Source organism: Flavobacterium flavipigmentatum, assembly GCF_020911905.1.
In the GTDB taxonomy this organism is placed as follows: Bacteria; Bacteroidota; Bacteroidia; order Flavobacteriales; family Flavobacteriaceae; genus Flavobacterium; species Flavobacterium flavipigmentatum.
Genome location: NZ_CP087133.1, coordinates 2,459,738 through 2,476,215, shown reverse-complemented (window position 1 = coordinate 2,476,215; position 16,478 = coordinate 2,459,738). Strand labels below are relative to the sequence as shown.

At 34.0% G+C, this 16,478-nt stretch carries 12 protein-coding genes; 7 read left to right on the top strand and 5 right to left on the bottom strand.

The features are described from left to right. The first annotated feature begins 59 nt into the window (after window positions 1-59). Together LNP22_RS10750 and LNP22_RS10745 are read left to right on the top strand one after the other, a co-directional pair. Window positions 60-542, top strand: coding sequence for a DUF6265 family protein (locus tag LNP22_RS10750; RefSeq protein WP_319616411.1), 483 nt, complete (start codon window positions 60-62; stop codon window positions 540-542). Between the two features lie 243 nt (window positions 543-785). Continuing rightward, window positions 786-1,307 carry a hypothetical protein gene (locus tag LNP22_RS10745; RefSeq protein ID WP_229973456.1) on the top strand — a complete coding sequence of 174 codons (522 nt, stop codon included), beginning with the start codon at window positions 786-788 and terminating at the stop codon, window positions 1,305-1,307. A gap of 6 nt (window positions 1,308-1,313) precedes the next feature. On the opposite strand, the gene LNP22_RS10740 is transcribed toward LNP22_RS10745, so the two are convergent. After that, window positions 1,314-2,474 carry an MFS transporter gene (locus LNP22_RS10740; protein ID WP_229973455.1) on the bottom strand — a complete coding sequence of 387 codons (1,161 nt, stop codon included), beginning with the start codon at window positions 2,472-2,474 and terminating at the stop codon, window positions 1,314-1,316. Between the two features lie 161 nt (window positions 2,475-2,635). Between LNP22_RS10740 and LNP22_RS10735 the strand changes: the two genes are divergently transcribed. The 3 genes from LNP22_RS10735 to LNP22_RS10725 all read left to right on the top strand — a co-directional run bounded on the left by LNP22_RS10735 (window position 2,636) and on the right by LNP22_RS10725 (window position 7,510). Next, window positions 2,636-3,361 (top strand): hypothetical protein, encoded by a 726-nt coding sequence (locus tag LNP22_RS10735; protein ID WP_229973454.1) that lies wholly within the window; start codon window positions 2,636-2,638, stop codon window positions 3,359-3,361. Between the two features lie 318 nt (window positions 3,362-3,679). After that, window positions 3,680-5,974, top strand: a complete 2,295-nt coding sequence (locus LNP22_RS10730) for a TonB-dependent siderophore receptor (protein WP_229973453.1) — start codon at window positions 3,680-3,682, stop codon at window positions 5,972-5,974. A 219-nt stretch (window positions 5,975-6,193) separates the two neighbouring features. Further along, a complete protein-coding gene (locus LNP22_RS10725; protein ID WP_229973452.1) occupies window positions 6,194-7,510 on the top strand; it encodes an APC family permease in 1,317 nt (438 codons plus the stop codon). Between the two features lie 356 nt (window positions 7,511-7,866). Here the strand turns inward: LNP22_RS10725 and LNP22_RS10720 are convergent, their stop codons facing one another. Continuing rightward, a complete protein-coding gene (locus LNP22_RS10720) occupies window positions 7,867-8,592 on the bottom strand; it encodes a bacteriorhodopsin-like (RefSeq protein WP_229973451.1) in 726 nt (241 codons plus the stop codon). Between the two features lie 126 nt (window positions 8,593-8,718). Here LNP22_RS10720 and LNP22_RS10715 point away from each other — a divergent pair, with 126 nt between their 5' ends. Further along, window positions 8,719-9,612, top strand: coding sequence for a Brp/Blh family beta-carotene 15,15'-dioxygenase (locus tag LNP22_RS10715; RefSeq protein WP_229973450.1), 894 nt, complete (start codon window positions 8,719-8,721; stop codon window positions 9,610-9,612). 247 nt (window positions 9,613-9,859) lie between these two features. On the opposite strand, the gene LNP22_RS10710 is transcribed toward LNP22_RS10715, so the two are convergent. The 3 genes from LNP22_RS10710 to LNP22_RS10700 form a co-directional block, all read right to left on the bottom strand. Beyond that, on the bottom strand, window positions 9,860-10,006 hold the full coding sequence (locus tag LNP22_RS10710; RefSeq protein WP_229973449.1) for a hypothetical protein: 147 nt from the start codon (window positions 10,004-10,006) through the stop codon (window positions 9,860-9,862). 107 nt (window positions 10,007-10,113) lie between these two features. Further along, window positions 10,114-11,493: a serine hydrolase domain-containing protein gene (locus LNP22_RS10705; protein ID WP_229973448.1), complete on the bottom strand. Its 1,380-nt coding sequence runs from the start codon at window positions 11,491-11,493 to the stop codon at window positions 10,114-10,116. 241 nt (window positions 11,494-11,734) lie between these two features. After that, window positions 11,735-12,652: a hypothetical protein gene (locus LNP22_RS10700; RefSeq protein ID WP_229973447.1), complete on the bottom strand. Its 918-nt coding sequence runs from the start codon at window positions 12,650-12,652 to the stop codon at window positions 11,735-11,737. A 901-nt stretch (window positions 12,653-13,553) separates the two neighbouring features. Here LNP22_RS10700 and LNP22_RS10695 point away from each other — a divergent pair. Next, complete coding sequence (locus LNP22_RS10695) at window positions 13,554-16,469, top strand: S8 family serine peptidase (protein WP_229973446.1); 2,916 nt, start codon at window positions 13,554-13,556, stop codon at window positions 16,467-16,469. The last annotated feature ends 9 nt before the right edge of the window (window positions 16,470-16,478 follow it).

Genomic DNA, 16,478 nt, shown 5'->3' with positions numbered 1-16,478 from the left:
AACATTCTCTCTATGTTATTTTTTTATACTTTAGCAATTCTATTAAAAACCAAATCGTTATGAAAATATTTCAAAAAACAACTCTTTTACTGCTTTTAGTGGCTATTTTCTCTTGTAAAAAAACAGAAACTGCAGAAAAAGGCAAAATCAAAGCTGCAGATTGGCTCATTGGAAACTGGGAAAATAAAAATCCTGACGGTGTACTGACCGAAAACTGGGAAAAAATAAATGACAGTACTTTTAACGCGGTTTCATACTTTATAAAAGGAAAAGATACTGTACATTTTGAGAGTATCCGTTTGGTACAAAAAGGCGAAACACTAACATATTTTGCTACTGTGAAAGGTCAAAATAATGATAAACCAGTCGCTTTTCCATCTGTACTTGAAACTGAAAAACAATTGGTTTTTGAAAATATAAAACACGATTATCCTCAGAAAATTACGTATACCAAAGGCGCAAATAATACTTTGACCGCAGAAATTTCTGGAAAGTTAGAAGGTAAAATGACTACCGAGAGATTTATTCTGGTAAAAAAGTAAATTTTACTTTATCATAACCTAACTGAATACATTTCATAAAAATGATAACAGCAAAATCATTATGTTGTTTCTTTTTTAATAGAACCAGCGCAGCTTAGATTTTTTTTGCGCCAACTGAAATCCATTTACAAATAAATAAAACACTTTTTTCAGTATATAGAACAAACAAACGGTTGAAGATCATCGATAATTTCAGGAATAAAAGGTTTGATACCTGTTTTTATTTAAAATAAAATAACTAAAATGACCGACGCAGCGATAAGAGACAAAGTTTTAGAGCTATTTAAAAAAGAAAGAAGCAAACCCGATTCTGAATTTGATGAATCTCACTTTTTAGATTTCCTTACCTATCCCGCGCATTCAAGAGATACCATTAAAAATTCATTTCTGGGAGTTCGAAAATACTACCGCTTTATGGGCAAACTTGAACTCGAATTTGCCATTTGTTTTACGCCATACGATTTAGATAAATATTACAGTGTGAACAGTATAACAAAAAAGATTCAGGAAAGGATAGAGAAAAAGCTCGGAAACCTTCTTGTCCTGAAAGAACGCAACGAAGAAAAAGACAAATACTTTATCGAAATACTTTTGATAATAATACTAATTGTGATTTATATTGTCTTGGAAATACATTTGGTTTCAATCGTACTTTCGCTTCTTTTTGGAATTACAATTTGTTGGATATTGCACAATAAAATACATCACCGAGTACACAATTATAGACTCAGAATGAAAATACTTGAAAAAGAACAATACAAATAAGTGTTTTTACTCTTCTTCTCCTATTTTATTAACCATCAAAATCATAATTCCGCCCAAAACAGCCATTACCAGAAACGCCCATTTCATACTTAGAAATTCAGATATAAACCCCACCATTGGCGGCACCACTAAAAATCCAAGATACCCAATTGTAGAAATAGAAGTTAGCGCACTGCCACTACTCAGACTTTTGGATTTTCCTGCGATACTAAAAACCAAAGGAACAACACAAGAAACCCCCACTCCTATTAGCACATAGCCAAATATTGTTGGGTAGACAAAGGGCAAAAGAAAGCAAACTAAAAATCCTAATGTAATTAAAATTCCGCTGTAGAATAAAATTTGCTTGATGCCAAATTTCATTACTCCATAGTCCCCTAAAAAGCGTCCTAAGGTAACTGCAGTCATAAAAAAAACAAAAGCTGCCGTGCTTAATTTTGGCGAAGCATGCAAAATATTTTGAAAATAAATACCGCTCCAGTCGTACATAGTATTCTCACAAGCCATCGAAACAAAACAGATTAAGGCAAACTTAATTAGATTTTTATCCGGTACAGAAAAGAATTTCTTTTTTACCGGTACAGGCTCGGTATGAATGCTCATTGGATAAAAACATGCCGTAACCGCTAACATAGCAACACTTATACCAAGTAAATGGTAAGATGGGGCAATATTTTGTGTTACCATTACATATCCTAAACCTGCTCCGGCAAATCCTGCCAGACTCCAAACCGCATGAAAACGCGTCATGATCGATTTTGGATACAATTTCTGCACTTCAAGAGCTTGTGCATTTATCGATAAATTAAAAATATTTCGTGATGCTCCAAATAGCAATAATATGATAATCAATTGCCAAACAAACGCAGCAAAACCAGGCATTGATAAAACAATATTAAACAAAACGGCTCCCAAAAGCATGCAATAACGACTGCTGTACTTGTTTAATAATTTTCCTGTAAAAGGCATCGTAAACATTAAACCTATCGGAAAGGCAAATAAAACGGCTCCAAATTGAGCTTCACTTAAGTGTAATTGTGCCTTAATATCCGGAATTCGTGACGCCCAAGAAGAATATCCAAATCCGGAAACGAAAAAAAAAACGGTATTAGCGATTCTATATCCTCTCGGTGAATCCTGCATTTTTTTTAAGAAGGGTAAAATCATGAAGTCGCTTTTTCAGACCGCAAATTTAAGGCTTTTGCAGAGCATCTCTCTTATATTTTATGTATTTAAAAAGTTAATCTTAGAGTTTTATTTTTAATTATTCTAAATAAAATATAAATTTGTGAAAAATATTTTGTGTAACACTATTAAATCTTGATCTTATGAAATCAATTCACTTTAAAACCATCAGCTTTGTATTTTTAATGCTCGTAACAGCGCCTCAACTATTTGCTCACGCACTCTGGATTGAGACAAAAGCTGTGGGAACAAAAGGAAAAGCACAGGAAATTTCAGTTTATTTTGGTGAATTTTCAGAAAATGATATTACCGCTTCCGCGAAATGGTTCTCGGACTTAAAAGATTTTTCATTAGTGGTAATTTCACCTTCAAAAAAAGAAACCAAACTTACTGCTACTGCTTTAGAAAATAAATATCAGGCGTTTTTTACTCCTGACGAGGATGGAGTTTACACAATTGCGATGCATCATAAAGTAAAAGACGTTTACGGAACGATGGTATTAGATTACAACTCGAGCGCTACTGTTACGGTTGGAAACGCTGTAAAAGGAAATGAAGCCAACGCAAACACCAACATCATTAGTTTGTTTGCTAAAGATGTCACTACAGCAAAAAAAGACACCAAAATAAACGTAAGTGCTTTGTATGAAGGCAAAATCGCAAAAGAGCAAAAGATGAAAGTAATTGCCCCAAACGGTTGGGAAAAAGAATTATGGAGCAATGATAAGGGTGAAATTAGTTTTATACCAATTTGGTCTGGAAATTACATGGTAGAATTTGCTTATACAGAGAAAAATTCGGGAGAACATAACGGCAAAAAATACGATGAAATCTGGAAAATGGCCACGTATCTAATTAGCGTTAAATAAAAAGAAACTATTTTTTATCTTAACTTAAAAAGAAATTCATTTTTGATACAACCTTGCTCCAAAAGCAAGGTTTTTTTTGTTCAATGCCGATCCAGATGCTAAATAACCGTCTTTAGCACCTTAATTACACAAATAAATCAGCGCAAAAGAGTCAAAAAACAACAAATAAACCCTTTTTTGCTTGATAAGTTAACTTTCAAAAAACTAACAAACAATTAATTACGTAATTATTAATAATTAATCTAAATAAACTTTGTGTAACCAAAAATTGGTAATTATATTTGCGCCAATTATATTTAACTATTCTAAATAAAAGTCATGAAACATATTTTACTCTTAGGAATAATGCTTTTTACCTTCAGCGCCTATAGTCAAGATTTTTCTAGCAACGATACAAGTGAAGCTATAAATGATACGGTAAAAAATAAAAAAGGAGAAGTCCTTAATGAAGTTACGGTAACCGCAAACAAGTCTAAAAAACCAATTTCGGTAGCTCGTTCAGGCATAAAAGTAATGGATTTACCTCAAAGTGTTCAGGTCATTAATAACGAGGTGATCGAGCAGCAACAAGCGATTCGTTTGAGTGAAGTGATCAAAAATGCCAACGGTGTTTATGTGGGTTCTGCTCGCGGTGGCGCACAAGAATCTTTCTTTTCAAGAGGATATGACATGTCTGCCAATAATATGTTTAAAAACGGTTTTCGCTACAATGCAGGTTCTATTCCAGAAGTTTCTTCTTTAGAAAAAGTAGAATTCTTAAAAGGAGGCTCTGCTTTATTGTATGGAAACGTTGCCCCAGGAGGTATCCTAAACTTGGTTACTAAAACCCCAAAATTTACTCAAGGCGGCGAATTGTCTATGCAAATGGGAAGTTACTCTTTCTACAAACCATCAATTGATATTTATGGGCCTTTAAACAACGTTATTGCATACCGATTTACAGCTTCTTACGAAAATGCTGAAAGCTTTAGAGATTATGTAAAAAATGAGCGTATTTATATCAATCCTTCGTTTTTATTTCATGTCTCAGACAAAACTCAAATTACCTTACAAGGAGATTATTTAAGTGCCGACTGGACTCCTGATTTTGGTACCGGAATAATTGGTAAAACTATTTTGGACTTGCCACGCAACCAATTCTTTGGAGCGCTTTGGTCAACGGCAAATACTAAATCTTCTAGTGCTTCGGTATTGGTTAATCATGATTTTAATGAAAATTGGAAATTAAATTTTAATTCTTCTTTTCAATCCTACAGAAGAACTCAAACTTCTACAGCACAGATTAGTACTTTGGATGCAAATGGAAACTGGAAACGTGGTTTGACAAAAGCGGATGGTGCCGAACGTATATTTGGTGATCAATTGAGCTTGCAGGGAACTTTTAATACAGGAAAAATCAAACACCAAATTTTTACTGGTGTTGACTACGAAAATTCTATTGCTCCTAATTATACTTTTGGGTTTTATGCAACGCCAAATGGTACAACCGCTATCACTACAGAGGCTACTGCAATAAATATTTTTAATTATGATTATAGTACGCAAAGTCTAAATGTACCTTACCCAACCAGAGCTACGCAATTAGCAACTACCAATACGCAACGTTTTGGTGCGTATGCTCAGGATTTAATTTCGATTACAGATTATGTAAAAGTTTTAGCAGGTTTGCGTTGGTCATGGCAGGAAAGCGAAGTTACGACATCTAGAGAAGTGATATCAAAAGTAAATAATGTTGATGCTATCACTACTTCTCTTGAGAATGCCACGCCTGTTGTTGGTGCGAAAACTTTAAACAGAGCCTATTCGCCTAAAGTAGGATTGGTAATTCAGCCTACTAAAGATATGTCTTTATTTGCAAGTTACTCGAACTCTTTTACTCCTAATACCGGAACAACAGTAGATTTAAAACCATTGGAACCTTCTATCATCGATCAATATGAAGTAGGTATCAAAAAAGATTTCTGGAAAGGTCTTTTGAGTACAAACGTTACCGTTTATCAAATAGCGAATAATAACTTGGCACAAACGGCACAGTTTTTAGCAGATGGTGTCACACAAAATGCAAATAACACTTTGAAAGAGTTGGTTGGAGCCACAAAAGGTCAAGGTCTTGAGGTAGACGTTACGGCCAGACCTACCGAAGGTTTAGACATCATGGCTGGATATAGTTTTAACGAAACCAAAGTTTCTAAATCATCTGGTACAAACGGTAGCCTTATTGTTGGCGATATTTTGGCCAGAACTCCTAGACATACTGCCAACTTGAGCTTTTTCTACAAATTACCTACAGGTACATTAAAAGGGCTTACTTTTGGAGCTATCGGAAACTATATTGGCGACCGTACAGGTGGCTGGAACGATGATTATTTATGGACAGCTGTTAAGCCAGCTACAACACCAGCTACCTATACAATCACGATCAGAGACCGTGACATTCCTTTAGAAGGTTATGCTACAATGGATGCTTCAGTAGGTTACGAATGGAAAAAGATCTCTATTTTATGTAAATTATCAAACATTACAAACGAGTTAAATTATACGGTTCACGAAAATTATAGCGTAAACCCTATTGCTCCTCGCCAGGTTATGGTAAGTTTAAAATATAAATTATAAAAAAACGTTTATCTGTTTTACTAAAGATAATAATAAATAAAAGCCTCTTGCTTGTTTTTAATGCCAAAAGTATTTGCATTACAATCAAAGAATATTAGCCTTTACAACACAAAACCTCGTTCGGAAATGAACGAGGTTTTTGTTTAGAAAAAAATGACGAAATTATAGTACTTTTGTTTGCCTAAACATTTAGATTTAACCAAAACCAAAATAATACCTATGATCGATTCCAAAAAAAACCAATTAAAAAAAAGCCTTGGACTCAGTTTTAACATTGCAGTACTAATTGGAGGAACTATCGGGGTCGGAATTCTAAGAACGCCCGGAACGATTGCAGGGCTGCTGGACAATTATTGGCTTATAATTGCGTCTTGGCTCTTTGGAGGATTATTTGTTTTAATAGGTGCCAATTCGTATGCAGAACTCGCAACAATGCTTCCTAAAGCCGGTGGATCTTACAATTATATCAAAAGAGCTTTTGGCGATTATGCTGGTTTTTTATCGGGTTGGTTTGACTATATTACCAATGCCATTCCGCCCGCTTTTTACTGTATCGTGATCAGTGAATATACTATTATTTTATTTCCAAGTTTAAACAATTATGGTACCGCAATAGCGATTTCATTGCTACTTGCATTTGTATTACTGCATTTAACAGGCGTAAAAAACGGAAGTGCCATTCAGCAAATTACCAGCTTCTTAAAAGTAATTTGTTTTGTTGCTTTGGTCGTGGCGTGTTTTATGTATTCGGGAATCAAACTGGCTCCTATTCCAAAGGATAATTCATTCTTTCAAATAGGTTTATTGTTTGGATTTTTCAAATCGCTTCAGCTTATTATCGGAACCTATAATGGTTGGAATAGTGTTTGCTTTTTTGCCGAAGAAAATGAAAACCCCGGAAAAAACATTCCGAAATCCTTATATAGTGGTGTGTTGCTTGTTGTAGCCATTTATGTTTTGCTCAACATTGCTTTTTTTCATGTTTTACCTATCGAAACTTTAGCAAAGTCAAATCTCGCTGCTGCTGATGTTGCGAACATTATCTTTGGAAAAAACGGCGCCATCATTGTTACCGTAATTTCTATTTTCTCCTTAATCAGTATCCTGAATGCTTTTATGATGATTCCGCCAAGAATTTTGTACGGACTAAGCCGTGACGGATTTTTTATCGAAAAAGGAACTATTGTAAACCAAGGCGGAACTCCTATTGTAGCACTTTTGGTATCCTCATTGTTTAGCTTGTTTTTAATTTGTATTGGCTCTTTCGAAGTATTGTTCTCATTTGCTGCCTTCACCTCAATTATCGTTTGGGGGCTGGCGTATTGCTCATTACTAAAGTTAAGAGTTACAGAGTCTAATCTACCTAGACCTTATCGCTCTATTTGGTATCCTTGGACAACAATTATCGCCATTATTGCCTCCTTGGCATTATTGATTGGTTTTGTGTATAGCGATCCTAAAAGCTTTATCATTATAGTGATCATTACACTGATTTCTTACCCTTTGTTTTGGGTTTTAAATCGAAAGAAAAAGTAAAATAACGTACTAAAAATTCTTTTTACAGGCGGTAATATCCTCTTTGCAGCAACAGAATTCACCTTAACCGTAGTATGCTTTATTTTTGAAGAAAAAGAAGGAAGAACACTTTGCAGCGCTAATGTTTAAATCATATCGAAGTTGATTATTTGCATCTAGCAATTTGCTTATTGTAACGCGTACGAAGTCGCGAGACTTCGCATAGCAAGCGCAACATTTAATAACAACACTTCGAAGATGTGTAGATTGGAGGAATTAAAAGCTAAAAAATACTCCATAAAAAAACCGCCTCATTTGTGGAGACGGCTTCTTTGGGAACAAAATAAATCAAACTATTTTATTGATAATAAAAAGAATTAATCTTTTTGGGCACTAATGGCTAAACTGTAAATTACTAAGCCAAATCCAATTTTATTAATAGCATCTGCAATATTGTATACTACATCTATGTTACCAGCAGGAATAAATCCATTATACCATCCATTTGTACCCATCATGTATCCCAAAGGATAAATCGCCCATCCTACAAGAACAAACCAGCACAAGATTTTGTGTGCTTTGTGTATTTCTCCACCAGCGGCAGCAGCTAATTTTGATGCTTGTCCTAACCAAATTTCATAAACAATAGCGAAATAAGCAACTCCAGAAATGAATCCCCAAAGAGCAGCACTATCTGTAAATATAACTTCTCCAAAGTAGCCTGTAATTAGCATGACGAGAGAATAAACAATCATTTTCCATAACAATGTTTTTTTTGCACCAGCGACTTTAAGTATCAGGTAAAATTCTAAACACATTAATGGTACGGTTAAAACCCAATCAACATAACGAAAAAATGTAGGTGATTCGCCAAATGAAGTCCAATAATCTCTCATGTAGAAGTAATGCACTGCTGCAATAAAAGTAATTAAACCCGAAACCAGTACCGAAGTACGCCATTTTTTATCAAATTGACTTAGTGATAAAAAGAAGAATGCTGATGCGGCCATCATAGCCATGCAACCAACAAAAAAAGTAAAACCTACATAATCGGTAGGAGATAACTTTGAAATAGAACCTGCAATAAACATAAAATTTCTCATAAATTTAAAATTAATGGTTAAAAGTTAAAGGTTATTTTGTTTAAGTAAATTTACAAATATTTAAACAGAATAAAAAACATTTGGTTTGATTATTTTTATGTAATTTTAAAAAAAATAGAATTAATTATGTTAAAATATACACATTTTGCAATCGTAGCAAGCTTTTTCTGCTTGTGGCTAGATTCTTTTTTTGGTGAAAAAGCACAAATAATTATTGCTTTTTCACTCATTTTTACCTTTGGTATTCTACATGGAGCCAATGATTTGATTTTAATTAAGAGAACAAACGGTGCTAAAACCAATATTTCTTTCCAAAAAAATCTTCTCTATTATATTCTTGTAGTAGTATCGGGTTTGCTTTTTTTTTACATACTCCCAATTGTTGCCTTACTTCTCTTTATTTTAGTCAGTGCCTTTCATTTTGGTGATCAGCAAGGGTTGTATTTAGATTTAGGAACTTCAAAATATATCCAAGTTATGTACCCCTTTATCTATGGCATTTTTATATTATTTTTATTGTTTTTCTTTCATTCTCATGAAGTAGAAAATATTGTAACAGACATCATACGTTTTAAAGTCTCAACTTTATTTATAAAAGAAACGCTCCTAATTAGTGGGTTTATATTAATGAGTTTAAGTGCCTATTTTTACTGGCGAATTGCGTCTATTCGTAGTAAACTAGAAACAGAATTATTTTTTCTTCTAGTGTTTGCTATTCTTTTTAAGACGTCTGGCTTAATATGGGGTTTCGCTATTTACTTTGTAATTTGGCATAGTATTCCGTCTATTTTAGATCAAATAAGATTCATTTATGGAGATATTTCACTTAAAAATTTTAAGACCTATTGTAAGAATGGTTTTTTTTATTGGTTAGCCTCAATTTTAGGAATTGGACTTCTCTATTTTCTTTTTAGAGATAAGGAAATATTTAATGCTCTGTTTTTCTCTTTTTTAGCAGCAATTACTTTTCCGCACGTATTTGTTATTCTAAAAATGATGCATAAAAGCATCCCAAAATAATACATTAATCCATCTTAAAATAAATTAGACTTTTTCCGAGCATAAAAAAGCCTTAGATTTCTCTAAAGTTTTGTTTTCGTCTTGGCAACATAGTACAATCCCAGCAATCACAACAGTTAAGAACAACACTTCGCAGAGCCTGATTTTTTTTTTGTTCTTATTAATATGGCTTGTGTGCACGAGCCGGAGGCATCGCGCCAGCTCCTTTGTTACCTAATGCTCGGACTAGCGGGGGGGATGTTTTTTATTACCATTCTCTCAATGAGTCAGCAATTCCTTCACCTTTGGCATAATCTTTTGGTTTTAAACCTGACGCAAGAGTTATTTGGTCAATAAGTTCACATAAATCTTCTCTTTCACCTGTTTCGATAATTCCTTCATCTTTCTCATTCAATTTATTTAATGACTTAATCGCTATTTCAAAAGATTTTTCTTTGTCATTTTTGTTTCCTTTTTGTTATATTTGAGCAGTTGTGCAACAAGCACGTGTGTTAGCCGTAGTTATTGTTTTTTAAGCATTAGTTCAATTTTATTGAGCATTTCTTTCGCATTTGTATTTCCAGACCATAAATCAAATGATTTTTGATATTTTTTTTTTGATAATTCTAATTGTCCATTTGCAAAATAAGCTTCAGCAAGAGAATCATAGGCATTTGCGGAATTTGGATTTTCTTGTATGTTTAATTCAAATATTTTTATTGCATCTATCAAATTGGTATTACTCATCAAATTGTATCCTATTGTATTTAATGTGTTTTCGAAGCTTCGAGTAGGATTTTGGTTTTTTATTATATTGAAATTTTGTGTTGCTTTTTCAAAGTCATTCTTATAAAACGCAGAAGTGATTTTTTCTTCTGTTAATAAAGTATTATCAATTAATTTTTCATCAACGATTCCAGCAATATGATTAATAATTTGGTCTTCAATATGATAATTTTTAAATCCGTTAGATAAAAAAATAATTGTCAAATCGTTTTTTATAAACTTTCTAAACGAAGTTCTATATCCACCACTAAAACCAATTGATTTTATTTTGTTAGTTTCGTATATTCCCCAACCATAAAAAAAATCATCTTGTTTGTTTTCAAATTCAAATGAACTCCACATTGCATTTTTTGTTTTTACACTTAGAAGAATGTTTTTATCTAACCTTTCATTCCAATTGATAAATTCTTTCAATGTAATATTCAATCCACTTCCAGAATTATGAATTTTACCGTGATCTGCGTTAAATCTTTCGTACTTGTTCGTTTTAAAATTGAAGTTATAAGTAACAACTCTATTAGTTATAAATTCTGATGAATTTGCTGAAAAAATCACACCATTTTTTGTTTTTGGAAATTGATTTTTCATAACATATTCATCGAAACTTAACCCTGTTATTTTTTCAATAATTTTGGAAAGTAATGCGTAATTGGTTTGATTATAGCTGTAGTGGTTTCCTATTTCAAATTCCATAGCTTTTTTGTATAATCGTTTCCATTTTTCATTTTCATCCATAGAATATGGAATATCTTCAAACTTTACAATATCTGGCAAACCAGAAGAATGTGTTAGTAAATTTTTGATTTTAACTTCTTTCCATTCTTTTGGAAGGTTATCCAAATATTTTGAAATTTTGTCTTCCAATGATAATTTATCTTTTTCAATAAGTTGAAAAACTGCAACAGCAGAAATTAACTTGGTTGTGGAATACAATCTAAAAATACTGTTTTCATTTATACTTGTATTTTCTTCAATAGAGCTTTTCCCATAATTATTCTCATAAATAACTTTCCCATTTTTTATGACTGCAATCGCTGAGCCTGGAATCTCATTAAATTCAATTGTTTCTTTTACATAATTGTCTATTTTTTGTTTTAAGTTGTTTTTTGAATTCATAACTTTTTGACTAAAACACAAAGAAGTCTGACATATGAAAATTATAATTAAAATTGATTTCTTCATTTTTGATTTGTTTACGCAATTATTATAATTACGGCTAACGTTCCCTTGCTACAAGAGGTTTGGGGTTAAATTAAGCCTTGTTTTTCGGATTTGCCTAAACAACCCAAACACAAAACCATTTTCAAATTAAGCCAAATGCCCAAATCCGTTGTAGTGGCTGTTACCAGCTGTATTTTTAGTTTGCTATTTTATGATATATTTCTCCAGTGTCAGATGCGTGTCTTTTTTTTATAAAAATCATTTCATTTAAACTTATTCGACCATCTAAAATGTACATTAAATCTTGTCCATCCATTAAAATCATCGATTTTACGACCGGATTTGATGTTTGAGTACTTTCATTTGAAAATCCATCAAGTGAAATAAATAAACCAAGTGTGTTTTTTAATTTTCCAGCGATTTTAGAACCAAAAACATATAAATCGCTTGCATTAATCGGATCTTTTTGCCATTTGGCTTCTAAAAGATAATCGTGACTATCAAAAGTAAATGAACCATCAATTTGTTCTCCAATAATTTTAAAAGATGCTTTCGGGTCTAAATCAAATAATCGAAACATTTCATTTAAGAGTTTTTCCAATTGAAAACCTCTTTGCTGGTGATTTGAGTTATTAGCAATTTCAAAAAACGTCAATTTTAAATCATTTAATTTTTCAGCAAAATATATTGTCTTTTTAACTTTTTCGATATTATTTTCTCTTCTTTCTTCTGCTTTTTTTAATTCTTCAATTGCATCAAAATATCCTTTTGTTTGATTTCGTAATTTTAAAACACAGTCTTTTGCTCTTTTGGTTAAATCTCCTTTTTCGTCCCAATATTTTAAATGACTAAAATCATTAAAATTTGAAACCTCTTGTAATAATTTTAATAAATCGTTTTGATATAAATCTTGGCGAGCTATCATTCTATCAATCAATAATGACACGCTTTCAGATTTTGGATTTTCTTGCCAATCTATAGTCGAAACAATATATGGGTTTTCCATTGTTAGTTCTATAAATTGTCTTAATTCCTTTTTCTTCCAATAGATATTTGATAAAGCATCTTTTAATGCGATTAAAGCTTGTGGAGAAATTTTCTGAATTTTCGGCATTTTTTCTGATGTTTTTAGGGTAATATAGCTTGTAACTTGTATATTCTCGCTACAAAGTTACGCATATCACCCCTTACTGGGGTGTATACACGTAGTTTTGTACCGCTTTTTTGTGTTTCTGTTTTGATAATAAAGCATCACAACTGAATGATTTATTCTAAAAACAAACATAACTCTTTTTCCATCATCCTCTTTGAGGGAAACCGTAATGAGAGATTATTTATTTGGAGACAAGTATACCACTAAATAAATACTGAGGAGCAGGTATTTATACCTGTTTTGGTGGAGTGTTATGGTTTTGTGATGAAGTATTTAGGTCTACAACCTAAAATTTGGGGTTTCGAACCCCTCGGTTGAGGTTCGGAACCCCTCGTTTGGGGCGCTGAGGTGCTCGAATGGGGTTCGGAACCCCAAATTTGACGTTCGGAACCCCAAATTTGGCCCCTAAGGACGTCAAATTTGACGTCGGGAACCCCATTTTTGACGTCTGGAACCCCATCGATGGGGTTCGCTACCCCAAATTTGGGGTTCCGGACGTCATCGATGGAGCTTGGCACCCCAAACGAACGGTTTTTTGTACGGTTACTCTGTATTAATGGAGCGTACAATTTATCATAAAAAAATCAATCAATTTAAAATCAGGTATTTATACGGTAATCCAATTCACTTACTTTGAGTAGCTTTGATACAGTTTAAAGTAATTTCATACATAAATACTATTTTTTGTATGAAATTAAACTATTTTATTTTTCGGATGTATTTAATATTAACCTTTTAATATCTAAAATGATGAAAATGAAAACAAGCACATTTCCTGCAATTATTCAGGACAGAAGTCCTCCCCCTTTTTTTGTTATCTCTCAGAACCCTCAAAAGAGTATCTCACTAAATCAAAAAAATTATGAAAAATTTATACCTTATTATTCTATTTTGTCTTTGTGGTATCACGTTTGCCCAAACTAAAAATGATATCGAAAAGATTAAATCCGAAACTAATATTGCGACACTAGAATCGTTAAGTGTGCGCTATAAATCTGAATCTGATAAAAAGAAACAAAGAGCGGTAGGTCTTGCTAAGATTAATGGCTGGAGTCTCGCATTTATAAACAAAGATGGTACGCAAAGCGAATTGATGGATGCTTCTGAAGACGGAAAATATCCGATCTATTTTTCGCCTGAAAATGTTGCAGCCGCAAAATCTACTCGCGCCAATTATTTGAATTCTGGTGGTGGTTTAGGTCTCGCATTAAACGGACAAAACATGACCGCGCATGTTTGGGACGGAGGTGCCACCTTGCCTACCCACAATGAATTTGGCGGAAGAGTCGTTATTGGAGATGGTGTAACGACTATCATCACTACCAACAACAATAGCCAACATGCCAACCATGTTACGGGTACCATTGTTGCTGCTGGTTCTGTTGCACTATCTAAAGGAATGGCGTATCAGGGAAATGCCAGAACCCATGACTGGAATAGTGATTTATCTGAAGCGACTACAGCTGCTGCCAACGGAATGTTAGTGTCCAACCATTCGTATGGATGGGGAATAAGAAATGCCTCTGGAGCAGTAGTTATGGCGCCTTGGAGATTTGGAGCTTATGAATCTGTTGCAAGAGATTGGGACAACTTAATGTTTAATGCTCCTTATTATTTGATGGTAAAAGCAGCCGGTAATGACGGTAATGATAACACTGCCAATACGAGTCCGTTGGGAGGTTTTGCAGCCTATGATAAACTTACAGGGTATGCCACCGCAAAAAACAATCTGGTTATTGCCAATGCTAATGATGCGACAATAAGCAGCACAGGTGCACTAACAAGTGTGACCATCAATAGTTCCAGTAGTCAAGGCCCTACAGACGATTTAAGAATCAAACCCGACCTTACCGGAAACGGAACCGCTCTTTATTCTACTGCTACCCTTACCTCTCCTATTACACCGCTAACAAATAGCAGTTATGGTAATGCAACAGGAACTTCTATGGCGTCTCCTAATGTTACCGGAACATTGCTTTTGCTACAGCAACATTATAGAAATACGACGGGGAATTTTATGCGCGCAGCCACCTTAAAAGGATTGGCTTTGCATACCGCAGATGATGCGGGACCAACGGGTCCTGATGCCATATATGGATGGGGTTTATTGAATGCTAAATTTGCTGCCGAAACCATCACCAAAAAAGGAACACTCGCTATTATAGACGAAAACATCTTGAATAACGGAAGCAGTTATAGCTATACTGTAACCTCCGATGGGGTAAATCCGTTAATTGCTTCTATCTCCTGGACAGATCCTGCTGGTGTTGCTTATGCGGGTAGTACGGCCAATATTGGTACTGCCAAACTTATAAACGACCTGGATATACGAGTTACAAACTCCTCAGGAACTACTTTTCCGTACCGATTATTAACCGCCACCACAAACGGATTAGGTGATAATACCAAAGATCCTTACGAAAGAATTAAGATCGTTGGAGCAGCGGGCAACTATACCATCACGATTACACACAAAGGGACTTTGGTAAACAGCAATCAGAGATATTCTGTAATTGTAACCGGTATCACTGCACCAATAGTAGATCTTTATATAAAAGACAGACCTTTTGATACGGGTGTCGAACCAAATCCAGACTCAGGACCTATGTGGATAAGCGAGGATATTTGGGTACGTCAAAACATGGATGGAGGACTGGTACACGAAAATCCGGAATATAAAATAAACTCGCCAAATGCCGTTTACGTTAGAGTTTATAATAAAGGAACTGTAACAAGTTCTGGCGGTAAAGTAAAACTGTATTTTGCCAAAGCATCCTCAGGATTAACATGGCCAACCAATTTTGTCAACTTTACTGTGGGAGGTATATTGCATGGTGACGAAATTGGCGAAGTCAATATTCCGTCTATAACAGCAGGAAGCAGTGCCATTGTGATGATTCCGTGGTATCCGCCAAATCCTGCCGATTTTACTTTTGATCAACACCATTTTTGTCTTACTGCCAGAATTGAGTCTCTGAGCGATCCGATGTTTAATGAAGTAAATGGTATTAGTATTGCTGCCAATGCAAAAAACAACAATAACATCGCCTGGAAAAACCTAAGTGTTTATAATTTGAATACTACCGATTTTGTTCCACCAACAGCTGTGTTTATTAGAGGAATAAAATCTAAATCTATCAATGTCAGATTTATAGACAAAGGTTTTAATGAAGAGCTTAAAAATAATTTCTTCGAAATAGGCGGTACAATAGAAGCAACTCTTGATGAACGCTTATTTGAAAGAGCAGAATCTAACGGAAGCCTTAAAGGTGTAAAAATTATAGATAAAAATAAAATTCTTATTGATTCTAGAGAAGCTGCAATTGTGAATTTACCTATAGATAACGAAGAAACTTTTGGAATAACATTTGACTTTAGAATAGCCAAAGACCTTCCTGAAGGTGAGCAAATCACGCTGGATCTTGTGCAAGAAGATGCAATCAAAGGCGAATTGGAAGGTGGTGAACGTTTTGCTCTTGTAAAAGCAGAAAAATCTCAAACCAAAGAAAAGGAAATCGCACTCGAAGAAGCAGCAACATCGCGCGTCTTTACTATTTATCCGAATCCTACAAGCGGAATATTTAAAATAAGTATTAATAATGAAGAACAAGGAACTTTAAAAATAACAAGCCTCTACAATGGTGTTGTTTTTGAAGAAAAAACCAATAAAAATAAGGAGTTTAGCGTCAATATCGCCAACCAAACTGCCGGAATTTATATTGTTCAATTTATTTCTGATACTGGAATTGTAACCACCAGAAAGATTATCAAAAACTAACTTCTGGCA